Raw genomic sequence first — 23,267 nt, forward strand, 5'->3', positions numbered from 1 at the left:
AGGGAACAAAGATCGCGATGCCAAGCCCCGCTTTGGGTCAGGCCTCGCGCAGGCGCGGCATCAGGTCGACGAAATTGCAGGGGCGGTTGCGGCTATCGAGCTGCTCGGCCAAGATCCCGTCCCACCCGTCCTTCACTGCGCCGTTCGATCCGGGGAGGGCGAAGATGTAGGTGCCGCGTGCCACCACCGCGCAGGCGCGTGACTGGACTGTGCTGGTGCCGATAGACTTGAAGCTGAGCCAGCGGAACAACTCGCCGAAGCCGGGGATGTCGCGCGCGTCTGCGATCATCGCCAGCGCCTCTGGCGTGACGTCGCGGCCGGTCAGGCCGGTGCCGCCGGTGCTGATGACCGCGTCGATGGCGGGATCGTCGATCCACGCCTCGAACTGCGCGGCGAGGGCTGCGGCATCATCCTTCACGATGGCGCGCGCGGCGAGATTGTGGCCCGCGCCAGTCACGCGCTGTGCGAGAATATCGCCCGAAGTGTCGGTATCCGGCGTGCGGGTATCCGACACGGTCAGGACCGCAATGTTGATCGACTTGAACGTCAGCGTCCCGTCGATTGCCATTACGGTTCGCGCCGTGCCGAGCGGATCGTCTGACCTTGCGGAAACTCTGGCCAGCGTCCCTGCGCCAGTGCGCGGCGGCTGGGCGATTCCGCCCCGGCGGCGCGCTCGTACATCCAGTAATTGCGCATCACGATCGCGACATAGCCGCGCGTTTCCCAATAGGGGATCGATTCCATCCACAGCAGCGGATCGTTCTGATCGTTGATCTCGTAATTCCAGCGGCCGACCGGTGTGAGGCCCGCGTTATAGGCCGCCATGATTTTTGGCAGCGTTCCGCCGGTAGCGGGATGATCGCGCAGCATCGCCAAGTGGCGCTGGCCATAGGACAGGTTGACCTGCGGATCGTTCAAGTCGGCGTAGCTCGCACCCAGGTTGAGCCGTCCTGAATGGTCGCGCGCGGTGCCGGGCATGATCTGCATCAACCCGCGCGCGTTGGCGGGGCTGACAGCAGTGGCGCGGAAGTTCGATTCCTGCAGCGCGTGCGCGAAAGCGAGCGAGGGATCCACCTGCCAGCCGTCCACCGGCTGCCAGCGCGCGACCGGGAACCGCAGCGAAGGATCGCTGCGCGTGCCGTAAGGCGCATTATGCGCCATCCACAGCTGGGTGGCGGGCAAGCCGAGTTCGCGCGCCAGCCGGGCGAGCGCGTCATACTGGCTGGCCGGGCCGATCCTGGCCTCGTGGCGCAGCACCTCGTCAGCCAGGGCCGGGCGATCGATCTCTGCCAGCGCAGCGGCGACGCGGACATTGCCGCGATAGGAAAGCTGCTCCCAATCCTGCGGCCCGAAGGCAGCGGGCGGGGCGTGAGCAGGCAGTTCGACGCCAAGCTGGTCGGCGGCAAGCATCCCGTAAAGCGTTTCGTGCATCTGCGCGGCGGCGGAAAGATACTGCGCCGCCCGATCCGGCTCGCGGCACCGCACGGCGGCCCGGTGCGCCCAGTAATGTCCGGCAGCAGCGAGTTCGGGATTGGATGCGCGCGCGGCGGTGCGGGCAAAGGCATCTCCCGCGTATGCGCAATGTCCCATCCGCCACGCGGCCAGCCCTTCGACCCACGCGCCTTCGGCCACCCATTCGCCCGAACCTTCGGCCACCATGCGCGCCAGTTCGAGCGCAGCGGCGTCGTTGTTCTCGATATAGTGGCTCCACGCCACGCGCTGGCGCCACTCGGCGCGGGCATCGCTGGATAGCTGCCAGTCGGCCTCGGTCAACAGGCGCTGGGCCTCGGCAGGATTGTCGCCCTTGATCGCTTCGAGGATGGCGGAGGCGGTCGCGGCGGGCATCGTGCCGTCATTGACGGTGCGCGGCAGGATCCGCTTGGGCGCGGAAGGCTGGCGGGCGAAGCCCTGTTCGGCGGGCAAGGCAGGAAGATATTCGACCCCGCGCTTGGCGCCCATCCGCGCGATCTGCTCGGCCTGCGGAAGCTCCACCCCCGCGGCGAACCATGCGGTGATCTGTTCGGGCGCAACCTTGGGGCTGTTGGCGTGGGTGTAATATTCGGCGCGCGCCATCGGCGTCAGCACGCCATCGGGACGGGCGGCCAGCAGCGCTTCGACCAGCGTCCATTGCTCGGCATCGATCGCGGCGAACAACTGGGAGTAATGCGCGCGATCCTCGGCGGAGAGCACCGAAGCCACGCTGCCGGCATCCTGCCCGGCACTATCCCAGCGCGCGACCAGATCGCCTGATTGCGCAGCTGCGCCCGCAGGCAGAGCCATTGCAGAGAGCGCCAATCCGGCAAGAGCGATGCGCCCGTGCATCATTGAGAGGCCGACCATTCCATCCATCTCCGCCAGAACCGGGCCTTGAGCCGGGGCATATCCATCATTGCTTCAAGCGTTTCGCTCACCAAGACAGGGACGCTACGCCCGTCGTGGTTTATTTCGCGTAAACCATTGGCGGCATCGGGGGGCAGCATCGGGCCGAGCGCCGTTCCCAGCACCAGCAGCCGCTGCGGCGCGGCGAGCGCGACGTGATGGGCCGTCACCGCATCCAAGCCGCTGGCGCCCAGCGATGCAAGATCGGCCATTGGCGTGTGGCACCGCAACGCGCTGGCGATGTAGGCTGCGCTTTCATCCAGCCCCATCGCGGCGAGAATATTGGCGAGCAAGCGGCCCTGCGGCCCTTCGAGCAGCCGCTCACGATCGCCCTCCTCGGGCTGCGGGACCAGCACCATCAGCGCCGCACCCTTTTCCCCGCGCGGAGCGATCCGGGGATAGCCCTGCGCGGTGTCGAGACCCGGCGCGTTGAGCCACCAGTCGTGGAAGGCGGCACAATCGCCTGGGGGCGATTCGCCCAGCAGGTCGCGGCGGAGCGGGTCGGGCGCGTCGGTTGGCGGTGCGGCGTGGGCCGGGATTGCAGCCTCTTTGCCGGCAATGCCGGTTGCCCTGGCTGGCTGGCGCCGCGCATCCGCGCGCGTTTTGTCGGGAATTGCGGCAGGCGCTACCGCCGCGTCCGCCAACCACGCCGTAGCGTCATCGGCAAAGTCGCAGTCCACCCCGGCCGCCTGCCACCAGGCAAAAGCGGCCTCGAATTCGCGCGCAAGGGTGAGGTCTGGGCGGGTCATCAAGGGGTCATGCTATCCAACGCAGGTCTTGACTGTCCGAATCCCAGTTAGCAAGTGGGCTGTAAGAGCAATTCGCCGGAATGTGCGGCGCACGCGCCCAAAGCTATCAAGGATCAGGAATTTCCATGACCGAACGTGAATCAATGCCCTGCGATGTCGTGATCGTCGGCGGCGGGGTGGCGGGCCTCGCGGCGGCGATCAAGCTCAAGCAGATCAATGCCGAACTGGAAGTGATCGTGCTGGAGAAAGGCTCCGAAATCGGGGCGCATATCCTGTCAGGCGCAGTGGTCGATCCCAAGGCACTGGACGAGCTGCTGCCCGAATGGCGCGATCAGGGCTGTTCGATGGCGGAAACCCCGGTGACCGATAACTGGCACTGGGTCTTGTCGGAAAAGGGCAAGTCCTCGCTCCCGCACGCGATCATGCCGCCGCTGATGAGCAACAAGGGCTGCTATACCGGATCGCTCGGCAATCTGACCCGCTGGCTGGCCGAACAGGCCGAGGCGCTGGGCGTGATGGTGTTCCCCGGCTTCCCCGCCGCCGATGTCATCATCGACGATGAAGGCCGGGTCGCGGGCGTCATCACGCAGGACATGGGCGTTGCTGCCGATGGCAGCCACAAAGGCGATTACACCCCCGGCATGGAAATCCACGCCAAGTACACCGTGCTGGCCGAAGGCGCGCGCGGCAACCTGACCAAGCGGATGAAGAAGCGCTTCGATTTGGAAGCCAACTGCCAGCCGCAAGTTTACGGCCTCGGCATCAAGGAATTGTGGGACATCGATCCCGCCAAGCACGTGCCGGGCCGGGTGATCCACACGCAGGGCTGGCCGCTGACCGAAAGCGACTGCTGGGGCGGGGGCTTCCTCTACCATCAGGCCAATGGCCAGGTGGCCTTGGGCTTCGTCACGGCGCTCGATTACAAGAACCCCTGGGTTTCGCCCTATCAGGAATTTCAGCGGTGGAAGCTGCACCCGGCGATCCGAGAAATCCTCGAAGGAGGCAAGCGCGTCAGCTACGGCGCGCGCGCAATCAACGAGGGCGGCTGGCAGTCTGTGCCCAAGCTCGCCTTCCCCGGCGGCGCGCTGATCGGCTGCGCGGCGGGCTTCGTCAACGTGCCCCGGATCAAGGGCAGCCACACCGCGATGAAGAGCGGAATGCTGGCGGCTGAAAGCATCGCGGCGGCGATTGCGGCGGGCCATGAAAAAACCGAGCTGATGGAATATGACACGGCGCTGCGGTCAAGCTGGATCGCGGACGAGTTGAAGAAGGTCCAGAACGCCCAGCCTGCGGTTGCCAAGTATGGCGGTGACCTTGGTACGGTGTTGGCGGGTGTCGACATGTGGATGCGCACGTTGAAGATCGGCCTGCCCATCAGCATGAAGCACAAGCCCGATTACACCTACACGGGCCGCGCTGATCTCTATCCGAAGATCGACTATCCCAAGCCCGATGGCGTCATCACCTTCGATAAGCTGACCAACGTCGCCTACAGCTACACCAACCATGCCGAGGATCAGCCAGTCCATTTGCAGGTGTGCGACATGGAGTTGCAGAAGGTCAGCGAACTGGGCGAATATGGCGGGCCTTCCGCGCGTTACTGCCCGGCAGGGGTCTATGAATGGCTGGTCGACGAAGCGACCGGCGAGCCCAAGTTCCAGATCAACTCTCAGAACTGCGTCCACTGCAAGACCTGCGACATCAAGGATCCCAACCAGAACATCAACTGGGTCACGCCGGAAGGCGGCGGCGGGCCGAATTATCCGAATATGTGATGGGGCTGCCCATCTTCGTCATTGCGAGCGCAGCGAAGCAATCCAGCATCGAACGTGTCGCTCTGGTGCATCGCTAGAAACTGGATTGCTACGTTGCCTTCGGCTCCTCGCAATGACGAAAGTTTGAAGTTTGGCCACCACCGAAACCGCCTACGCCAAGATCAACCTCGCGCTGCATGTCCGCAGGGGGCGGGAGGACGGGTATCACGAGCTTGAGACCCTGTTCGCCTTCGTCGATGCGGGCGATGTGCTGAGCGCGTCGCCTGCCGCAGCCGACAGCGTCACCACGCTGGGCGAGTTTGCGGGCGGGTTGGACAATCCCTTCGACAATCTTGTTGCCAAGGCCTTGAACGCGCTTCCGCGCCCGCAAAGGGTTGCGGTGACGCTCGAAAAGAACCTCCCCGTTGCGGCTGGACTCGGTGGCGGGTCGGCGGATGCGGGGGCGGTGTTCAGGATTATCGAGGCGCTTCACGGCTTGCCCGATGACTGGCAGGCAAGGGCGGCGAAGCTCGGCGCGGATGTGCCAGCCTGCGTCCTCAGCCGCACCCATATCGGCCTCGGCACCGGCACCGAGCAGCTTGCGGTGGAAGACGACCTCGCCGGAACCCCTGTGTTGCTGGTCAACCCGCGGGTGCCGCTGTCGACCGGCCCGGTGTTCAAGGCATGGGACGGGATTGATCGGGGCGCTCTGCCGGAAGGCTCAGCGTCCGACATTGCGCGGGGAGGGCGCAACGACCTCGAAGCGCCCGCCATGTCGCTGTGCCCGGTGATCGCCGAGGTGTTGGCGGCGTTGCAGGATTCCGCGCCATGGCTCGCCCGCATGTCCGGATCGGGCGCGACCTGCTTTGCGCTCTACGATACACCCGAGGCCCGCAACGCGGCGGCGGCGGCCATGCCTGCGGAGTGGTGGACGATGGCGGGGCGGTTGCGATGAACGGACCTCATTCTACCCCGTTCGTGCTGAGCTTGTCGAAGCACTGTCTTTCTTGCGGCTTCGCATGTTGCCCAAAGAGAAGTGCAGCCCTTCGACAAACTCAGCGCGAACGGAGTTGAGGGAATGAGCGTACCCTACCGCCAACTCGGCACGCCCACTCGCGGCGGCATCATCTGCACTGCCGACCACGCCAGCAACCACGTGCCCGAGGATATCCCTCTCGGCATCCCAGCGCATCTGCTCGGCGAACACATCGCGGTCGACATCGGCACCGCCGCCATTGCGGAACTGCTAGCGAGTGACCACAGCATCCCCGCCCACATCGCCGCCGTCAGCCGCCTTGTGTGCGACTTCAACCGTGAGGAAACCGCCCCCGGTCTTGTCCCCGAAGCTAGCGATGGGTACCCGATCCCCGGCAATGTCGGCGCGGACAGAGAAGGGCGGCTGAACCGCTTCCATCGTCCCTATCACAGCGCGTTAGAGCATTGGCTGGCAGCCGCAGAACCGGCGCTGATCCTCTCGCTCCACAGCTTCACCCCGCACCTTGCCTCACGCACCGAAGCGCGGCCCTGGCAGGTCGGCGTGCTCTACAACACGGATGACCGCGCCGCGCGCATCGCCATCCCGCTGCTCGAAGCCGAGGGGCTTAATGTGGGCGACAACCTCCCCTATTCGGGCCGCGATCTCAATTACACCATGAACCGCCATGCCGAGGCGCACGGCCGCCCATACCTCGGCATCGAGTTGCGGCAAGACCTGACGCAGACCGCTGCAGATCACACCCGCTGGGCGGCATTGCTCGCCGGCATTGCGCAAAGGGTTGCGTCATCGCTCGCCTGAAGGCAGGGGACGTTTCGCAAATTGCCTTCAGCAGGAAATCTTATGTCGTCCAAGTTTGACAAATCGAAGCTTCCCAGCCGCCACGTCTCGGTCGGTCCGGAGCGCGCGCCGCACCGCTCCTATTATTACGCGATGGGCATGACCGAGGAGGAAATCGCCGCGCCCTTCGTCGGCGTGGTCAGCGCGGGCAACGATTCTGCGCCCTGCAACACCACCTTGAACGCGCAAGCCGATATCTGCCGTGAAGGCGTGATCGCAGGCGGCGGCACCCCGCGCCGGTTCAATACCATCACCGTCACCGACGGTATCGCGATGGGCCACCAGGGCATGAAGTCCTCGCTCATCAGCCGAGAGATCATCGCGGATTCGGTCGAGGTTTCGGTCAGAGGCCATTGTTATGACGCGCTTGTCGGCTTTGCGGGCTGCGACAAGAGCCTGCCGGGCATGATGATGGCAATGCTGCGGCTCAATGTGCCGAGCATCTTCGTTTACGGCGGATCGATCCTACCCGGCACCCACCGCGGCAGCGATGTGACCGTGGTCGATGTGTTCGAAGCGGTCGGCCAATACGCCGCCGGCAACTGCCCGCTGACCGAGTTGATCGCGCTCGAAAAGGTCGCCTGCCCCGGCCATGGCGCGTGCGGCGGGCAGTTCACCGCCAACACAATGGCCTGCGTCGGCGAGGCGATCGGATTGTCGCTGCCGAACAGCAACATGGCGCCCGCTCCTTACAGGTCGCGCGATGACATTGCCGTGGCTGCGGGCAAGCAGGTGATGGAACTTGTCGCCATGAACCTGCGCCCCCGCGACATCTGCACCCGCGAAGCATTCATGAACGCCGCGCGTGTGGTGGCCGCCACCGGCGGTTCGACCAACGCCGCGCTCCACCTGCCGGCGATGGCGAGCGAGGCGGGTATCCACTTCGACATGTTCGACGTTGCCGAAGTTTTCAAATCAACGCCTTACATCGCGGACCTCAAGCCCGGCGGGAAATATGTCGCCAAGGACATGCATGAGGCTGGCGGGGTCTACATGGCGATGAAAACGCTGCTGGATGGCGGGTTCATCGATCCCAATCCGATCACCGTCACCGGCAAGACTATCGGCGAAAACCTCGAACAGATCACCTGGAACCCCGATCAGAAGGTGTTCTACGATGTAAAGACCCCGATTACCCCCACCGGCGGAGTGGTCGGCCTCAGCGGCAGCCTCGCGCCCGACGGTGCGATCGTGAAGGTTGCGGGGATGGCGCGGCTGCAATTCAGCGGCCCGGCGCGGGTGTTCGAATGCGAGGAAGATGCCTTCTCCGCTGTCGAAAAGCGCGATATTGCCGAAGGTTGCGTGATCGTGATCCGTTACGAAGGCCCGCGCGGCGGCCCCGGCATGCGCGAGATGCTGTCGACCACCGCTGCGCTCTATGGGCAGGGGATGGGCGAAAAGGTTGCGCTGATCACCGACGGGCGCTTTTCGGGAGCAACGCGCGGGTTCTGCATCGGGCACGTCTGCCCCGAAGCCGCCGATTGCGGCCCAATTGCGCTGGTCGAGGATGGCGACATCATCAGCATCGATGCCGAAGCGGGCACGATCGAACTCGACGTGGCCGAGGATGTGCTGGCGACACGCCGCAAGGCGTGGCAGCCACGGTCCAACGATTTTCAGGCTGGCGCATTGTGGCGCTATGCCCAGAATGTCGGCCCGGCGCGCTATGGTGCGCTGACTCACCCCGGTGCCAAGGCGGAAACCCATGTCTTTGCGGATATCTAGCGCGCTTGTTTTTCTACCGCTGCTGGCAGCGTGCGCCGAGGAAAGCCCGCCGCCGCCGGGGGTCACAGTCGAATGCGCGATTGGTGCAGGCGCGGATTTGTCGCCGGTGTGCACGCTGGAACTGGTGGCCGGGTCGCCCGACATGGTCATCCACCATCCCGACGGCGGTTTTCGCAGGTTCGCGCGCGATGCTGCGACTGGCGCACTTGCCCCGCTGGACGGGGCAGAGCCGCTCGTGCCGTTGGCGGGAGAGGGCGGCGCTGTGCAATTTTCCGTGGGTGAGGATCGCTACCATATCTCGCCCGAGATGCTTACCACCGTCCCGTAGTGAGCGCGGCGCAAGTCCTCACCGCTGCGCAGATGCGCAAAGCCGAACAATTGCTGTTCGATGCGGGAACCAGCGTTACGGAACTGATGGAGATCGCCGCAGGCGGCGCCGCCGAATGGATCCGGCGCGTGGCCGCAGGGCGGAGCGTTACAGTGCTGTGCGGCCCCGGCAACAATGGCGGCGATGGCTATGTTATCGCACGCATTTTACGTGAGGCCGGAAACGCGGTGAAGGTCATCGCTCCCGTTCCTCCGGCAACCGATGCGGCGAAGGAGGCACGCCGCCGCTGGAATGGCGCGGTCGCGGGTGCAGGGAATGGTGCGCAAGGCGATGTGTTCGTCGATTGCCTGTTCGGATCGGGCCTCGCCCGCCCGCTCACGGCCGAACACGCGCTGCTGCTGCGCGATCTGGCGGCGCGGCACTGCTACAGGGTGGCGGTGGATGTGCCTTCGGGCATCGCCAGCGATAGCGGCGCGGTGCTGAACGAGCGGCTGCCACGTTACGATCTCACGCTGGCGCTTGGCGCGTGGAAATTCGCGCATTGGTGCCTGCCCGGCCGGGCGCTGATGGGCCAGATGCGTCTGGTGCCGATCGGTATCGCGGCGGTTGAGGGAGCAGCGCAGCTGATCGGGCGACCGCGCCTTGCTGCACCTGCCGCCGACAGCCACAAATACCGCCGCGGCCTTGCTGCGATCATCGCCGGGCCGATGCCGGGCGCAAGCCTGTTGTCTGCTGCCGCCGCGCAGCATGCCGGGGCGGGGTATGTGAAGCTGCTGACCCGCGAAGCCGATCCGCGCACGCCTGCCGACATCGTGACGGACACCGCGCCGCTCGCAGAATCGCTGGCGGATGATCGAATCGCGGCGGTGTTGGCCGGACCGGGGCTGGGGCGCGACGAGGCGGCCAAGGCGATGCTGGCCGAAGCGCTGAAGCAAGCGCGTGCACTGGTGCTGGATGCCGATGCGCTGGTGATGCTGACGCCCGATATGCTCGGCCGAGATATGCCGATGCTCGCCACCCCGCACGACGGCGAGCTTGAAACCCTGTGCCGCAATTTCAGCGTGATCGCGGAAGGACGCCGCGCGCGGGCGCTGGCGCTGGCGAAGGTCAGCGGCATGGTTGTGCTCGCCAAGGGTCCGGACAGCATCATTGCAGCGCCCGATGGCCGCGTCGCGCTCGCCCCCCCTTCGCCGAGCTGGCTCTCGGTCGCGGGAACGGGCGACGTGCTGGCAGGAATTGCGGTGAGCCGGATGGCGGCCGGGGCCGATCCCTTCACCGCCGCGTGCGAGGCGGTGTGGCTCCACGGCGAGGCCGCACGGCGGGCCGGGGCAGCCTTCACGCCATCGCAGCTTGCCGAACGGGTGCAGGAGGCGCTAGCGGCCGCGCTGTGACCGTTTCAGAACCCATTATCCGCCTCGCCGCCAAGGGCGACGGCGTGACCGCCTCTGGCCGCCATGTCTCCGGAGGCGTGCCGGGGGACACTGTCGATGCCGAAGGAAAGATCGCTGCCGGGCCGCACCACATCGCGCCCGCCTGCCGCCACTTCGCCACCTGCGGCGGGTGCCAGTTGCAGCACGCCGATGACGCGGTGCTGGCCGATTTCGTGCGCGATCGGGTCGCCAATGCCGCCAGGGGACAGGGGTTGGAGCCTGCCGAACTGCTCGCCGTCCACCTGTCACCCCCCGCCACTCGCCGCCGCGCAGGGTTGCACGGTCTGCGCACGGCAAGGGGCGCGGTGCTGGGCTACCGCGAGGGCGGATCGCACCGGGTGGTCGACCTTGCCGAATGTCCGGTGCTGCATCCAATGCTGGCTGCGCTGATCACGCCGCTGCGGCGGTTCGTGGCGGCGAATGGGCCGAAAGGCATGGTCGGGATCGACCTGACGCTCGCCGATCAGGGGGTCGACGCGAACCTGACGCAATTCCCGCTCGAAGGGCTGGGACCGACCGAAGCGGCGCTCGATTTCGCGCGCGAACAGGGGCTGGCGCGGCTTACCATCGATCAGGGCTATGGCCCCGAAACCCTGTGGGAGCCGGAACCGGTTACGGTGACACTTTCGGGTGTGCCGGTGGGCCTGCCGCCCGGTGCGTTCCTGCAGGCCACCGCCGATGCTGAGGCCCGTATGGTTGCGGATGCCGCCGAATGGCTCGGCGATGCGCGGATGGTGGCCGATCTGTTCGCGGGGCTTGGCACCTTCGCCTTCGGCCTGCGTCAGGGGCGCAAGGTGCTGGCCGTGGAGGCCGAGCGTGCGGCGCATCTCGCCTGCAAAACCGCCGGAGCGCTGGCGGGCAACACCGTTCTGGCGCTCCACCGCGATCTGTTCCGCAACCCGCTACAACCGGCGGAGCTCAATCGCTTCGATGCCGTGTTGCTCGATCCGCCGCGTGCAGGCGCGCGGGCGCAGGTGGCCGAGATTGCCGCGAGCACCGTTGCCCGCGTGGTCTATGTCAGCTGCAACCCGTCAAGCTGGGCGCGTGATGCCGCGACGCTGGCCGAAGCGGGCTTTCGCCTGACGAAACTGCGCCCGGTGGGCCAGTTCCGCTGGTCGACCCATGTCGAACTGGTCAGCCTGTTCGAACGTTAGGAACGCAAAGCCACGAGGATCTGCGCCTGCAGCCAGTCGCGGTGCTCCGGCTCGACATAGGCATGACCTGCGCCTTCGCAGCGGTGGATGCGCGGATCGGATGCGTCCCATGCCGCCTCGAACACCTGCGCGGTGCGGTCTGCAGTGGCGAGCAGGATGCGCACGTCGCCCGTGAACGCCGCCAGCCCTGCGCGCATTTCCTGCGCAAGGTCTGAATGCGCCGCTGCCGGAGTAACCGACCGCACCAGCCCGCGCGCCAGCTTGCCCATATTCACCCTGCCGCCGAGCAGCCGGGCAACCTCGCGCGGGTTGGCGAGCTTTTCGAGATAACGCGCCCGGATTGCGGCCGGGGGCAGGGCCGCGTCGGCGTTCTCGCCCCCGGCCTCGTGGTCGATCGTCCAGGGGTTCGACAGCACCAGCCCCGACAGCCCTTCGCCGCCCGACAGCATCAGCGCCGAAGCAGCATCGCAATTGCCGAATGCGACCACGCGAGTGACCTGCGGTGTGATCGCCCGGAAGGCTTCGATTGCGGCGGCGATGTCCTTGGCCGAGTGGCGGAACCCGCGGTTCTCGCCTTCGCTGTCGCCCACCCCGCGCCGGTCGAAGCGGAATACCGGAAACCCTGCGCGGGCGATGCGAGCGGCCAGTTGCGCCTGCCCGGAAAAAGCGCCCGAGCGGATTTCGTTGCCGCCGCTGACGATCAGCAGGCCGGTGGTGCCGGGCGCTGTGTCGAGCGTGGCGGCAAGGTGTAACTGCCCGCAGCCGAAGGATAGTGGCAGGCGGCTCATGGCGCGCTGCCCGCCACGATTCCTGCGAGAGCATCGGCCTGCGCGCTGTCATCGCCCGGTTCGGCACGCAGCCACAGGCCGTTTCCGCCAAGCTGGCTTTGCGCGATATCGCTCTGCCCCTCGGCCAGTGCAGGTTCGGCAGATTCGAGTTCGCGGATCATGGCCGCACCCAGCGTCCAGCCGCCCAGCATCAGCCCTTCGGCGCGGCCCCATTCCATCAGCGCATCGGCATTTTCCTCACGCCCGGCCTCGCGGGCGGCGATGGTGCGGGCGCGGATCAAGCCGCGCAGCAGCTTAGGGCCGGACTGCGCCGCATAATGCCAGCCGGGCAGGTGTGCGGGCGCGACCAGCGCTCCAGCGCGGATCGCCAGCACGTGGGTTGCGGCAAAGGTGGTCGCGGCGGCCTGCATCCCTGCCTGCCATCCGGCGAGGGTTTGCCCGCCCAGCGGCGCGAGACTATCATTGCAGCCGGGCAGATCGGGCAGAAAACTGTCGATCCCCGCGGCATCGAGCCGCCGCATCACCTCGACCGTGAAGCGCCGCAGCTTGTTCGCCTCATCGAACCACGCCGGGCACACCAGCACCCGCCGCGCGCGCGCGCGATCGAAGGCGACCAGCAATTCATCGGTGGTCGCGCCGTAAGGCCCTGCGATGGTCCACGTGGAAATCACGAGGGCAGGGGTCTAGCGCGAGGCAAGCTTGGCCTGAGCGAAGGCTCGCAATGCGCCATAGGTTTCCAGCATCTCGCCGTCGACATCGTCATCCTCGATCACGATGCCGAGGCGGTCTTCCATTTCGGTGAGCAGACCGGCAACAGCCATCGAGTCCAGCTCGGGCAGGTGGCCGAACAGGCCCGAATCCGGGCCGAAGGCGGCCGCCTGCGCCGGGTCGAGGCCCAGCACGTCGGCGATCAAGCCCTTGAGCTCGGAATCGAGCGCAGCCGCTTCGGCTTCGCTCGGGATGGTCGGAATACTGTTCATCGGCTTGCCCAAAATCCCTGCCATGATCGCTCGGCGCGACCGTGGCCGCGGGGCTTAGCCATGCGCAGCCGTGGGTGCAAGCGCTGCGGGGGTCGGTGCGGCGCGCAAGGACCGCAGGAATCGCTTGGCGAGCGGGGGCCAGGCTTGCGGCTGTGCCGGGTCGAGGCAATCGATTCGGAACCGTGGACGAACGGCCTCCATCCAGTCCGCCTTGTAGCTCTGGTCGCCTGTGCCGAAATCGACCAGATCGACCTTGTCGACGTCGATCACGTGCCGGAACAGGGCCGCGCTCAGGGTCGTGCCGGCCGACAACGCCTTGTGGCTTTCAAGATGTGCGAGCTTGTGGATGTAGGCTATTGAATTCTCTACCGTCCAGCACTGCGCTGCAATGGCTTGCCCTTCTGCCCGTGCAACACCCAGCCGCAAACGACCCGCCGCGCCTTCGGCTTCGGCGAAGGCGCGCAGCATGGCGAGCTGGTCTTCGGCAGGTTTCCAGCTGGCGGCGTAGATCGCTTCGTAATCGGCCCATACCTGCGGATCGAACCGGGTGAGAACCTGCGTTTCGACCTTTTTACCCTTGCGTTTGAGGGTGGTGCGTAATGATCCGGGGCGGCTTTCCCAGTAATCGGCGAAGCAGCGCCCGCGCACCGGCAGGACGTGATTGGTGTCGCAGGGTTGGGCCGATACGCGCCAGCCTGCCGCGCGAAAGGCCCGCGCGAGCCGCTCGGCCGAACCATCTTCGCCCGGTACGGGTTCGAGCGTGACGCGGTAGCCACGCGACTTCAGTTGCCGCGCTATCGCCTCCAGCAGCCGGTCGCCCGCCGCGCCGGCCGGGGCGAGCTGACGCCAGGTAAAACTGTACCAGTTGCGCAGTGGCGCGATCCGGCCGCGATCCTCGGTCAGCGCCAGTGCGGCGGCGTTAACAGCATCGCTCGCGAACGCGATCAGCGGGGTCAGCCCGGTGTCGGCCAACAGCGCATACCACTCCGCCCGGTCGAACGGCGCTTGCTCCGCAGGCGCATTGAGAGCTTGCAAGACGTTAACGCTATCGTGATACCGCGCCTCGATCACTTCAAAGAATGCTCCGTTGATGCCGCAACCGCCCGATCCTGCCCCGCGTCCGCTCGATCACCTCGCCGAACTGGCAGGGGTGGCGGGGTATGGAGACAGGCCAGCGCTGGTGCTGCGGGACCGCACGCTTAACCACAATCAGTTAAGACAGCGTGTGGGCCAGCTGGCGATGTGGCTGATCGATATGTTGCCCGGACCGGGTGCACGGGTGGCAAGCTGGGCTGCGAAGGGCGAACTCACCTGCCTGCTGCCGCTGGCCGCCGCGCGTGCCGGGCTGGTGCATGTGCCGATCAACCCGCTGCTGAAGCGCGCGCAGGCGGCGCATATCCTTTCCGATAGCGGAGCTAAGCTGCTGATCGGCACCGGCTCGCGGCTTGCTTCGATGGAGCCGGACGATCTGCCCCCAGGCTGTGCGGCGCTGGGCGAGAGCGAGGCGCTGCGGATGGCAGACAATTTCGGCGTGCTCGGCCCGTCGCGCATCGATCCGGCGGAACTGGCGGCGATCCTTTACACCTCCGGCTCTACCGGCAAGCCCAAGGGCGTGATGCTGAGCCATGCCAATATGTGGCTCGGCGCGGTCAGCGTGGCGCATTATCTCGGGCTGGCGCGCGACGACGTGACGCTGGCGGTGCTGCCGCTGTCGTTCGACTATGGGCAGAACCAGCTTTTCAGCACATGGTATGCGGGCGGCTGCGTGGTGCCGCTAGATTTCCTGTTTCCCAAGGATGTCGCCAAAGCCTGTGCGAAGCATCGGGTGACGACGCTTGCCGCGGTGCCGCCGCTGTGGGTGCAACTCACCGAGCTTGACTGGCCCGAGGAAGCCCGATCGCCGCTGCGGCGGCTGACCAATAGCGGCGGGGCGCTGACGGTGGATCTGGTGAAGGCGCTCAGGGGCTTGTTCCCGCAGGCGGACCTGTTCCCGATGTATGGCCTGACCGAGGCGTTCCGCTCCACCTTTCTCGATCCCGCGCTGGTTGATTCGCATCCGACATCAATGGGTAAGGCGATTCCCTTCGCAGAGATTCTCGTTATCGGCGATACCGGTGAGGTGGCGGCGGACAACGAGGAGGGCGAGCTTGTCCATTGCGGGCCGCTGGTGGCGCAGGGCTACTGGCAGGATGCGCAGCGCACCGCAGAACGGTTTCGGCCCGCGCCCGCTGCCTCCGCCTATGGCGGCACCGCCGTGTGGTCGGGCGACCGGGTGCGGCGCGCTGCGGACGGTTTGCTCTATTTCGCCGGGCGGCGCGATGCGATGATCAAGAGCGCGGGCAACCGCATCAGCCCGCAGGAGATCGAGGACGCCGCGCTCGCGACCGGGCTGGTGGCCGAAGCGGTGGCGCTGGGTGTGGCAGACGTTCGGCTCGGTCAGGCGGTGCATCTGGTGGTGCGTGCCGTAAAGGAGCCTGGGGGCGCGGATGAGGCCGCGCGCGCCGAACTGCCCAGACGCCTCCAGCGCGAATTGCCCAATTTCATGCAGCCGCAGCATATCCATTGGCGCGCGGCGATGCCATTGAACCCCAACGGCAAGATCGATCGCACTGCCTTGCAGGATCAGCTCACACAGGAATTCGCCCCATGAAGCCCGTCGGTCCGATTCCAGCCGGTTACGAGACTATCGACGGCGAACTTGCGATTGGCGGCATGCGCGCGAGCGAGCTTGTGGCCGAAGCCGGGCGCACCCCGCTGTTCGTCTATTCGCGCGCGCATCTCGATGCACGGGTCGCGCAATTGCGCGCCGCGCTGCCGGAACGGGTGGGGATCAATTACGCGGTCAAGGCCAACCCGCATCCGGCGGTGATCGGCCACATGGCGCCGCTGGTCGACGGATTCGACATCGCATCTTCGGGCGAACTCGCGCTGTGCGCCCAAGTCGGCATCGATCCGGTGCGGATCAGCTTTGCCGGGCCGGGCAAGCGCGACGACGAGTTGGAGGCGGCGATTGCCGTGGGTGTGACCCTGAATTGCGAGAGCGAGGGCGAGGGCCGGCGCGCGCTCGCCATCGGACAGCGGATCGGCAAAGCGCCGCGCATCGCGATCCGGGTCAATCCCAGTTTCGAACTCAAGGGCTCCGGCATGAAGATGGGCGGCGGGGCCAAGCCATTCGGCGTCGATGCCGACAAGGTTCCGGCGCTCGCCCGGACGCTGATCGGCGAAGGGGCCGAGTGGCGCGGCATGCATATCTTCACCGGCAGTCAGGCGTTGAGTGCAGACGCGATCATCGAAGCGCAAGGTAACGTGCTGGAACTGGCTGCGAATCTGGCCGACGAAATCGGCCATGGCTGCCCCAAACTCAACATGGGCGGGGGCTTCGGCATTCCCTATTTTCCCGGCGACGTGCCGCTCGATCTGGCGCGCATCGGCGCGGCGCTGGCCGAGCGTGTGGAAACCCTGCCGCCGGTGCTGGAAGCCAGCGAATTGTGCCTTGAACTCGGGCGTTATCTGGTGGGCGAGGCGGGGGTCTACCTGACACGCATAATCGATCGCAAGGAAAGCCACGGCACCACCTATCTTGTGACCGATGGCGGGCTGCATCACCAATTGGCCGCGTCGGGCAATTTCGGTACCGTCGTCCGGCGCAACTATCCTTCAGCGATTGCAAGCCGTTACGCAGCGGAAGCGACAGAGGAAGTGAACATCGTCGGGTGCCTGTGCACCCCGCTTGACCGGTTGGCCGACGCTGCCTTGATGCCCGCAGCGCAGGTCGGCGATCTGGTCGCAGTGTTCTGCGCCGGAGCCTATGGTGCCAGCGCCAGCCCGTCCGCGTTCCTCGGCCATGGCCCGGCGGCTGAAATTCTGGTCTGACGGGCCGGCACGGCAGGCAGCGTTAACCCGCGCCGACGGGGTGTCCCGATCCGGGAAACCTCAGGATTTGCCGCTGTATAACTAACAATATGTTCACCATTTCCAGCGAGAACAGCCCGACGTTGCGGCGGTGGCGTATTACAGGTCGCTCCTGCTGCGTCTTCCGAAACCCGCCGGACGCTGAACTGGCCAAGGATTCTCGTCGATGCCCCGATCACTGTCTGTCTATCGCTTTGCCGCACTCAGCCTGGCACCGCTGGCGCTGTCTGCCTGCGCGACCGGCGGGAAGGAACTGCCCCCGGCAAGCTATAGCGACGCTCCGATCGCGCCGAGCGAGCAATACACGATCGGCCCGCTTGACGAGATTACCATCCATGTGTGGCGCAATCCCGAACTCAGCGCCGACAAGGTGCGCGTGCGGCCCGATGGGCGGCTGACCATTCCGCTGGTTCAGGATATTCCGGCGGTCGGCAAGACCTCCACCGAACTTCAGGATTACATCGCCGGCGAGCTGGCAAAATATATCGAGCAGCCGATTGTTTCGGTGATCGTCAACACGCCCGAAGGCAATTTCAGCCAGCAGGTGCGCGTGATCGGTGCGACGCCGCAGCCCGCTTCGCTGCCGTTCCGGGCCAACATGACCGCGCTCGACGCGATGATCGCCGTCGGGGGCTTGAGCGAATTTGCGGCCGGCAACAGTGCCAAGCTGATCCGTCAGAACCGCGAAAGCGGCGAGCAGGAGGAATACCGGGTTCGCCTGTCCGATCTGATCCGCCGCGGTGATGCCAGCGCCAATGTCATGCTGATGCCGGGCGATACGATCATCATCCCGGAAAGCCGGTTCTAAGAGGGTACCTGCGCCAATGAGCGAGATCTTCGATGAACTGCGCGCGGCGCTGTGGACCGTCTGGCACCGGCGCTGGCTGGCGATTGCGATTGCCTGGGGCGTCTGCCTGCTGGGCTGGCTGGTGATCGCGATGATCCCCAATTCCTACGAGTCGAAGGCTCGCGTCTATGTCGATGTCGAGGATGTGCTGTCCAAGCAGCTTGGTATCGCAGGTGACGGCAAGGAAGAAATCACCCGCGTGCGCCAGACCCTGTCGAGCGCGAAGAACCTTGAAAAGGTAATTACCGCCACGCGTCTGGGCGAAGGCATTACCGAGCGCGGCGCGCTCGACGCTGCGATTTCCGAGCTTGAAAAGAAGGTCAAGGTGACGAGTGAGCAGGATAATCTGTTCGAAATCACCGCCGAAATCGGACGCAGCGACCTGTCCGAGGCCGAGAATGCCGTGCTGGCGCGCGACGTGGTCCAGAAACTGCTCGATATCCTGCGCGAAGAGCATGTCGCGGGCAACCGCGCCGGGATCAGTCAGGCGATTGCCGATCTCGAACGTCAGCTCGACGGGCGCAAGCGCGAGTTGGAAGAGGCCGAGCAGCGCCGCCTTGCTTTTGAAGCGGAATATCCCGATCTGGTCGGCGGTTCGGAGAGCCTGTCGAGCAAGGTGCAGCAATCGCGCGCCGATCTGCGCGCGGTAGATGCCGATTTGGCGGCTGCCGAAAGCGCGCTGGCAGCGATTTCCGGTCAATTGGCCAACACCCCGCGCACCATCGTCGGCGGCCGCGATGCGACCGGTCCGCGCGCTGCGTTGCAACAGGCACAGAACCAGCTCGCCGAACTGCGATCGCGCGGGCTGACCGATAACCATCCCGATGTCGTTTCCACCACCAAGCAGGTGCAGATCCTCGCCCGGCAGGCGGCAGCCGCGGGAGAGGACGCTGGCGGCACGCCTAATCCGGCGTGGTCATCGCTGATGGCAATCCGCACCGAACGGCAGGCCAATGTCGAGGCGCTACAAGCCCGCCGCGCCGCGCTGCAGAGCGATTTCGCGGCGCTCATGGCGAGCCAGGCGTCCGAACCGCAGGTCGCCGCCGAAGCCAACCGCATCAGCCGCGATTACGACGTGCTGCGCGATAATTACGAAAAACTGCTGCAGGATCGCGAGGCGCTGCGGACCCGCGGGCAGGTCGAAAGCAAGGCCAGCCAGTTCCGTTTCGATGTGATCCAGGACCCGGGCGTACCGCGCAATCCGGCTGCGCCGAACCGTCCGCTGCTGCTGTTCGGCATTTTGGTTGTCGGGCTTGGCGCAGGTGCTGCGACCGCGTGGGGACTGGGCCAGCTCAAATCGAGCTTCGCCACACCGCAAAAGCTGGAGCGCGCCTTCGATCTGCCGGTGATCGGTTCGATCTCGCTGACGATCTCCGAAGCCGCTCGTACGCTCGAGCAGAAGCGCCTGAAGCAGTTTGCCGGAGCCTGCGCCGGACTTGTGGGCGTGTTTGTGATCCTTGTCGCCATCGAGCTCGTCTCGATCGGGACGATTGCGTGAAGACGGAGAGAGCGCGATGACCGATCAGGGCAAGATCAACCGCGAAGGTGCACGGCCAGCATCGCTGTTCGAGCGTGCGGATAATGCGTTCGGGCTTGGCCCGTTGGGCACAGGGCCGGCGCTGCCACCTGTGCCGCCGATCCCCGCGCCGCCGCGCCGCCCGGCCGCGCGTCAGCCGCAACCGCAAGCGCAACCGCAAGCACAGCCAACTCCGACCCCCGAAGCGCCCGCACCGCCGGTGCAGCCTCAGCCGCAGGCCGAAGCACCGCGAGCCGTGGCCTTCTGCGGTCCTACCGCCAGCATCGACCGCGATCATCTGCGGATGAACAGTCTGATCGTGCCGGAAGACCCGGTTTCCGGGCTGTTGGAGGAGTTCCGGATCGTCAAGCGCGAGCTGCTTGCCGATGCGCGCGCGGGCGATACGCCGCTCGCCCGCCGCATTCTGGTCTGTTCGCCGCATCCTGGTGAAGGCAAGACCTATTGCGCCATCAACCTCGCAATCGCGCTCGCCGCCGAACGCGATCTGGAAGTGCTGCTGGTCGATGCCGACGTGGTCAAGCCGAACGTCACCGAGCATCTCGGGATCGAGGCCGGGCAGCGCGGGCTGATGGATGCGCTCGCCGATCCAGCAGTGGCACCTGAAAGCCTCGTCATTCGCACCGATATTCCGGGCCTGTTCGTGATGCCTGCCGGAACCGCCAACACGCTGGATGCCGAATATCTCGCCAGCGCGCACACCGGTGCAGTGCTCGACCGGCTGACCGAAGGCGCGCCGAACCGGATTCTCATCTTCGACACCCCGCCCGCACTGGCCGCCTCGCCCGCGGCAGAGCTTGCCGGCCATGTCGGACAGGCATTGCTGGTGGTGCGCGCCGACGAAACCGCGCGCGCGGCGCTGGAAGACGCGCAGCAGCTGCTTTCGGCCTGCGCGGACATCAAACTGCTCCTGAATGCGACACGCTACAGCCCATCGGGGCGGCGCTTCGGCACCTACGGAGCGAGAGGGAAATGAGTATGCGTGCAACCATTCTTGCATGGCCGCTGGTCTGCGCGGGTCTGTTGGCCAGCGCCCCGGCGCTTGCTCAGGTTCAGTCGCAGGGGCAAGGTCAAGGGCAGGGCGCGGAGCAGGATCTCGGCGTGGGGCAGCGCTCCAACCGGGTGATCCAGCCCTATATCGAAGTCGGTCAGGTCATCTCCGCCCAGCTTTCGCCCGGCGATGAGGTGCTGACCTTCACGCAAGTCGCTGTCGGGGTCGATATCAATGTGCAGGGTCGCAATTCCGGCGCTGCGGTCTCGCTGCGGTATGAACGTAATATCGGCTACGGCGATGACAGCATCGATACCGATACGGTCAGCGGCGTGGCGCGTGGCACGCTGGCGCTGATCCCCAATGCGCTCGCCTTCGAGGCGGGCGGACTGGCCGCCCGCACCCGGCTGGATGCAGGCGGCGGCACCACTGCCAATCCGCTGGTGCGCGAAGATGCCGAAAGCCGCATTTACAGCCTCTATGCCGGTCCCACCCTGACAACCCGCGTCGGCGCTGTCGACGTCACCGGTATCGGGCGTGTGGGCTATAACCGTTTCGAGAACGACGCGCTGCTGGTGGACGCGCAGGGCGCCCAGGTGGATGTGTTCGATGACAGCATGACCTATCTTGGTCAGATCAGCGCGGCGACGGGTGCTGGCGATGTGCTGCCGGTGGGGCTTGCCGTGACGGCGGGCGGATTTCAGGAAGATATCGGCAATCTCGACCAACGGGTGCGTGATCTTTACGTGCGCGCCGATGTAACTGTTCCGTTACGTCCCAGCCTCGCGCTGGTGGGCGGCATCGGTTACGAGAATGTCGAGATTTCCAGCCGCGACGCAGTGCGCGATGCCGATGGCAATGCGGTGATCGGCAGCGACGGCCGGTTCGTGACCGATCCTGCTGCACCGCGCGTCATCGCCTTCGATGTCGACGGGTTGCTGTGGGACGTTGGCGTGCTGTGGCGCCCAAGCTCGCGCACTTCGCTCGAAGCGCGGGTAGGGGAACGCTACGATTCCACCACCTATTACGGCACCTTCACCTATGTACCGAACCAGCGCAGCGCCTTTGCGGTCAATGTCTATGACGGGGTGACCGGCTTTGGCGGGTTGCTCAACAATTCGCTGGCCGGACTGGACAGCGATTTCGAAGCGATCCGCAATCCCGTCACCGGCGATTTTGGAGGGCTGGTCAACGGCACCGAAGGGCAAGCCAACATCGGCGGGCTGGGATCGGTGCGATCGGCGGCATTCCGCGGGCGCGGGGTACGGGCATCGTATCAGCGGCAGATGGGCCGCACCACGGCGGCCCTGGGTGCGGGCTATGACCGGCGCACCTTCATTTCCGCACCCGGTACCGTGCTTGCCGCGCTCGATGGTCTGACGGACGAAAGCTACTACATCATCGGCGGCCTCACGCGCGAGATCGGGCGGAATGCCAATCTCACCACCAATGCCTATGCCAACTGGTTCGATGCGGCCGGAAACGGCGGCGATGTGACCGCGCTGGGTGCATCGGCTGCCTACAACAAGTCGATAACCCGCCGCCTCACCGGCCGGGCGGCGCTTGCGATCGACTATTTCGACAGCGAATTCAGCGCGGAGGATTTTGCCTTCGCAACCGCGCTGGTCGGCCTGCGCTACGATTTCTGACGGGGAGCGACAGATCATGTACGAACAATATTATGGCTTTACCGCTCGGCCCTTTCAGCTGACGCCCGATCCGAAGTTCTATTTCGAAAGCGCCAGCCACAAGAAGGCGATGAGCTATCTTGGCTACGGCTTGGCGCAGGGCGAAGGCTTCATCGTCATCACCGGCGAGGTGGGGGCGGGCAAGTCCACCCTGGTCGCGCACCTGATGGAACGCATCGATCCGGCAGCGCTGACGGTGGCGCAGGTCGTCACCAGCGCGCTGGACGGCGAAGAACTGGTGCACGTGGTTGCGCAGGCGTTCGGACTTGCGGTCGACGGGCATGACAAGGCCGGGGCACTGGGCACGATCGAACGTCATCTGCAGGACGAAGCCCGCGCCGGGCGCCGTTGCCTGCTGGTGATCGACGAGTGCCAGAACCTCGATCTCGCCGCGCTCGAAGAACTGCGGATGCTGTCGAACTTCCAGCTGGGATCGCATCCCCTGTTGCAAAGTCTGTTGCTGGGCCAGCCCGAATTCCGCCGCACGCTGGCGCATCACCCGGGGCTGGAGCAACTGCGCCAGCGCATCATCGCCTCGCACCATCTCGAAGCGCTCGATGACGAGGAAGTGTCCGACTACGTCCGTCACCGGCTGGGCCGTGTCGGGTGGGAAAGCCATCCGGTCCTGAGCGATGGATTGCTGGAAGCGCTTTATCGCCACACCGACGGCATTCCGCGCCGGGTCAATCAGGTGATGAACCGCCTGCTGCTGCTGGGCGCGATCGAGGAACGCAGCGAGTTGACGCTGACGATGCTGGATGAGGTTGTGGCCGAAATGGCAACCGATCAGACGCGCGGCGCGCCCGGACATGGCGATCTGCGAGCCGCCCCCGTCAGCGCGCGTCACGATACCGCACCTGCCAACGCACCCGCAGCCGCGCCAACCACCGACAGTCTGCCGGCTGCCGAGGTCGCTGCCCTGCTGGCCGGCCGCGATGCCCGTACCGCAGAGCTCGAAGCCGCCATCAGCGAATTGCAGGCCGCCGGTACCGGTCCGCGCGTGCAGGGCGGAGAAACCCTCTCGCCTGAGGAAACCCGCCTCGCCGAAGCGCGCATTGCCGCCGAACTGGAGCGCATCGAGGCGCGGCTGGAAGAGCAGGAGCAATCCTTCCGCCATGTGCTCGCCATGTTGATCGAATGGCTTGAGGACGACCCGTCGCGCGAGGCCGCGTAA

At 65.9% G+C, this 23,267-nt stretch carries 21 protein-coding genes; 14 read left to right on the top strand and 7 right to left on the bottom strand.

All coding sequences use genetic code 11. The features are described 5' to 3' along the window. Positions 1–37 precede the first annotated feature (37 nt). The 3 genes from moaB to Q0L48_RS01230 are packed head-to-tail and all read right to left on the bottom strand — an operon-like array spanning position 38 to position 3,128. Complete coding sequence (gene moaB, locus Q0L48_RS01220; RefSeq protein ID WP_296716314.1) at positions 38–568, bottom strand: molybdenum cofactor biosynthesis protein B; 531 nt, start codon at positions 566–568, stop codon at positions 38–40. Next, complete coding sequence (locus Q0L48_RS01225; RefSeq protein WP_296716315.1) at positions 568–2,340, bottom strand: lytic transglycosylase domain-containing protein; 1,773 nt, start codon at positions 2,338–2,340, stop codon at positions 568–570. Before Q0L48_RS01225 ends, moaB begins: the two co-directional genes overlap by 1 nt. Continuing rightward, complete coding sequence (locus tag Q0L48_RS01230) at positions 2,322–3,128, bottom strand: hypothetical protein (RefSeq protein WP_296716316.1); 807 nt, start codon at positions 3,126–3,128, stop codon at positions 2,322–2,324. The genes Q0L48_RS01225 and Q0L48_RS01230 overlap by 19 nt, the downstream gene beginning before the upstream one ends. A gap of 125 nt (positions 3,129–3,253) precedes the next feature. Between Q0L48_RS01230 and Q0L48_RS01235 the strand changes: the two genes are divergently transcribed. From Q0L48_RS01235 to Q0L48_RS01265, 7 genes are all read left to right on the top strand, one after another. After that, a complete protein-coding gene (locus Q0L48_RS01235; RefSeq protein WP_296716318.1) occupies positions 3,254–4,903 on the top strand; it encodes an electron transfer flavoprotein-ubiquinone oxidoreductase in 1,650 nt (549 codons plus the stop codon). Between the two features lie 130 nt (positions 4,904–5,033). Then, complete coding sequence (locus tag Q0L48_RS01240; RefSeq protein WP_296716320.1) at positions 5,034–5,837, top strand: 4-(cytidine 5'-diphospho)-2-C-methyl-D-erythritol kinase; 804 nt, start codon at positions 5,034–5,036, stop codon at positions 5,835–5,837. 123 nt (positions 5,838–5,960) lie between these two features. After that, positions 5,961–6,677: an N-formylglutamate amidohydrolase gene (locus Q0L48_RS01245; protein ID WP_296716322.1), complete on the top strand. Its 717-nt coding sequence runs from the start codon at positions 5,961–5,963 to the stop codon at positions 6,675–6,677. Positions 6,678–6,719: 42 nt separating this feature from the next. Continuing rightward, positions 6,720–8,441, top strand: a complete 1,722-nt coding sequence (gene ilvD, locus Q0L48_RS01250) for a dihydroxy-acid dehydratase (RefSeq protein WP_296716324.1) — start codon at positions 6,720–6,722, stop codon at positions 8,439–8,441. Next, positions 8,422–8,769, top strand: coding sequence for a hypothetical protein (locus Q0L48_RS01255; protein WP_296716326.1), 348 nt, complete (start codon positions 8,422–8,424; stop codon positions 8,767–8,769). The genes ilvD and Q0L48_RS01255 overlap by 20 nt, the downstream gene beginning before the upstream one ends. Further along, a complete protein-coding gene (locus tag Q0L48_RS01260) occupies positions 8,769–10,160 on the top strand; it encodes an NAD(P)H-hydrate dehydratase (protein ID WP_296716328.1) in 1,392 nt (463 codons plus the stop codon). The genes Q0L48_RS01255 and Q0L48_RS01260 overlap by 1 nt, the downstream gene beginning before the upstream one ends. Continuing rightward, positions 10,157–11,353 carry a class I SAM-dependent RNA methyltransferase gene (locus Q0L48_RS01265; RefSeq protein ID WP_296716329.1) on the top strand — a complete coding sequence of 399 codons (1,197 nt, stop codon included), beginning with the start codon at positions 10,157–10,159 and terminating at the stop codon, positions 11,351–11,353. The genes Q0L48_RS01260 and Q0L48_RS01265 overlap by 4 nt, the downstream gene beginning before the upstream one ends. Here Q0L48_RS01265 and Q0L48_RS01270 read toward each other — a convergent pair. Genes Q0L48_RS01270 through Q0L48_RS01285 form a run of 4 tightly spaced genes read right to left on the bottom strand, consistent with a single transcriptional unit; the run spans position 11,350 to position 14,156 of the window. Continuing rightward, positions 11,350–12,141: a hydrolase 1, exosortase A system-associated gene (locus tag Q0L48_RS01270; RefSeq protein WP_296716331.1), complete on the bottom strand. Its 792-nt coding sequence runs from the start codon at positions 12,139–12,141 to the stop codon at positions 11,350–11,352. The two genes, Q0L48_RS01265 and Q0L48_RS01270, sit on opposite strands and share 4 nt — an antisense overlap. Further along, positions 12,138–12,812 carry a hypothetical protein gene (locus tag Q0L48_RS01275; RefSeq protein WP_296716332.1) on the bottom strand — a complete coding sequence of 225 codons (675 nt, stop codon included), beginning with the start codon at positions 12,810–12,812 and terminating at the stop codon, positions 12,138–12,140. The genes Q0L48_RS01270 and Q0L48_RS01275 overlap by 4 nt, the downstream gene beginning before the upstream one ends. A gap of 12 nt (positions 12,813–12,824) precedes the next feature. Next, positions 12,825–13,121: an acyl carrier protein gene (locus Q0L48_RS01280; protein WP_296716334.1), complete on the bottom strand. Its 297-nt coding sequence runs from the start codon at positions 13,119–13,121 to the stop codon at positions 12,825–12,827. Between the two features lie 54 nt (positions 13,122–13,175). Continuing rightward, positions 13,176–14,156: a GNAT family N-acetyltransferase gene (locus Q0L48_RS01285; RefSeq protein ID WP_296716336.1), complete on the bottom strand. Its 981-nt coding sequence runs from the start codon at positions 14,154–14,156 to the stop codon at positions 13,176–13,178. A 55-nt stretch (positions 14,157–14,211) separates the two neighbouring features. Between Q0L48_RS01285 and Q0L48_RS01290 the strand changes: the two genes are divergently transcribed. The 7 genes from Q0L48_RS01290 to Q0L48_RS01320 all read left to right on the top strand — a co-directional run bounded on the left by Q0L48_RS01290 (position 14,212) and on the right by Q0L48_RS01320 (position 23,267). Then, complete coding sequence (locus Q0L48_RS01290) at positions 14,212–15,771, top strand: acyl-CoA ligase (AMP-forming), exosortase A system-associated (RefSeq protein WP_296717078.1); 1,560 nt, start codon at positions 14,212–14,214, stop codon at positions 15,769–15,771. After that, positions 15,768–16,994 (top strand): pyridoxal-dependent decarboxylase, exosortase A system-associated, encoded by a 1,227-nt coding sequence (locus tag Q0L48_RS01295; RefSeq protein ID WP_296716338.1) that lies wholly within the window; start codon positions 15,768–15,770, stop codon positions 16,992–16,994. The genes Q0L48_RS01290 and Q0L48_RS01295 overlap by 4 nt, the downstream gene beginning before the upstream one ends. A gap of 205 nt (positions 16,995–17,199) precedes the next feature. Continuing rightward, positions 17,200–17,841, top strand: a complete 642-nt coding sequence (locus tag Q0L48_RS01300; protein ID WP_296716339.1) for an XrtA/PEP-CTERM system exopolysaccharide export protein — start codon at positions 17,200–17,202, stop codon at positions 17,839–17,841. Positions 17,842–17,857: 16 nt separating this feature from the next. Continuing rightward, positions 17,858–19,378, top strand: coding sequence for an XrtA system polysaccharide chain length determinant (locus Q0L48_RS01305; protein WP_296716342.1), 1,521 nt, complete (start codon positions 17,858–17,860; stop codon positions 19,376–19,378). A 16-nt stretch (positions 19,379–19,394) separates the two neighbouring features. Next, positions 19,395–20,390, top strand: a complete 996-nt coding sequence (locus tag Q0L48_RS01310; protein WP_296716344.1) for an AAA family ATPase — start codon at positions 19,395–19,397, stop codon at positions 20,388–20,390. Between the two features lie 2 nt (positions 20,391–20,392). Beyond that, entirely contained in the window at positions 20,393–22,054 is a 1,662-nt protein-coding gene (locus Q0L48_RS01315) for a preprotein translocase subunit YajC (protein ID WP_296716346.1), read from the top strand. Positions 22,055–22,070: 16 nt separating this feature from the next. Continuing rightward, positions 22,071–23,267, top strand: a complete 1,197-nt coding sequence (locus tag Q0L48_RS01320; protein WP_296716347.1) for an XrtA/PEP-CTERM system-associated ATPase — start codon at positions 22,071–22,073, stop codon at positions 23,265–23,267.

This window comes from Erythrobacter sp., from assembly GCF_024305245.1.
GTDB lineage: Bacteria > Pseudomonadota > Alphaproteobacteria > Sphingomonadales > Sphingomonadaceae > Erythrobacter.

Excerpts from the sequence above, each read along its gene's own strand:
- moaB (WP_296716314.1), bottom strand. The coding sequence starts at position 568 with ATGGCAATCGACGGGACGCTGACGTTCAAGTCGATCAACATTGCGGTC.
- Q0L48_RS01225 (WP_296716315.1), bottom strand. The coding sequence starts at position 2,340 with ATGGTCGGCCTCTCAATGATGCACGGGCGCATCGCTCTTGCCGGATTG.
- Q0L48_RS01230 (WP_296716316.1), bottom strand. The coding sequence starts at position 3,128 with ATGACCCGCCCAGACCTCACCCTTGCGCGCGAATTCGAGGCCGCTTTT.
- Q0L48_RS01235 (WP_296716318.1), top strand. The coding sequence starts at position 3,254 with ATGACCGAACGTGAATCAATGCCCTGCGATGTCGTGATCGTCGGCGGC.
- Q0L48_RS01245 (WP_296716322.1), top strand. The coding sequence starts at position 5,961 with ATGAGCGTACCCTACCGCCAACTCGGCACGCCCACTCGCGGCGGCATC.
- ilvD (WP_296716324.1), top strand. The coding sequence starts at position 6,720 with ATGTCGTCCAAGTTTGACAAATCGAAGCTTCCCAGCCGCCACGTCTCG.
- Q0L48_RS01255 (WP_296716326.1), top strand. The coding sequence starts at position 8,422 with ATGTCTTTGCGGATATCTAGCGCGCTTGTTTTTCTACCGCTGCTGGCA.
- Q0L48_RS01270 (WP_296716331.1), bottom strand. The coding sequence starts at position 12,141 with ATGAGCCGCCTGCCACTATCCTTCGGCTGCGGGCAGTTACACCTTGCC.
- Q0L48_RS01280 (WP_296716334.1), bottom strand. The coding sequence starts at position 13,121 with ATGAACAGTATTCCGACCATCCCGAGCGAAGCCGAAGCGGCTGCGCTC.
- Q0L48_RS01290 (WP_296717078.1), top strand. The coding sequence starts at position 14,212 with ATGCCGCAACCGCCCGATCCTGCCCCGCGTCCGCTCGATCACCTCGCC.
- Q0L48_RS01295 (WP_296716338.1), top strand. The coding sequence starts at position 15,768 with ATGAAGCCCGTCGGTCCGATTCCAGCCGGTTACGAGACTATCGACGGC.
- Q0L48_RS01300 (WP_296716339.1), top strand. The coding sequence starts at position 17,200 with ATGCCCCGATCACTGTCTGTCTATCGCTTTGCCGCACTCAGCCTGGCA.
- Q0L48_RS01305 (WP_296716342.1), top strand. The coding sequence starts at position 17,858 with ATGAGCGAGATCTTCGATGAACTGCGCGCGGCGCTGTGGACCGTCTGG.
- Q0L48_RS01310 (WP_296716344.1), top strand. The coding sequence starts at position 19,395 with ATGACCGATCAGGGCAAGATCAACCGCGAAGGTGCACGGCCAGCATCG.
- Q0L48_RS01315 (WP_296716346.1), top strand. The coding sequence starts at position 20,393 with ATGCGTGCAACCATTCTTGCATGGCCGCTGGTCTGCGCGGGTCTGTTG.
- Q0L48_RS01320 (WP_296716347.1), top strand. The coding sequence starts at position 22,071 with ATGTACGAACAATATTATGGCTTTACCGCTCGGCCCTTTCAGCTGACG.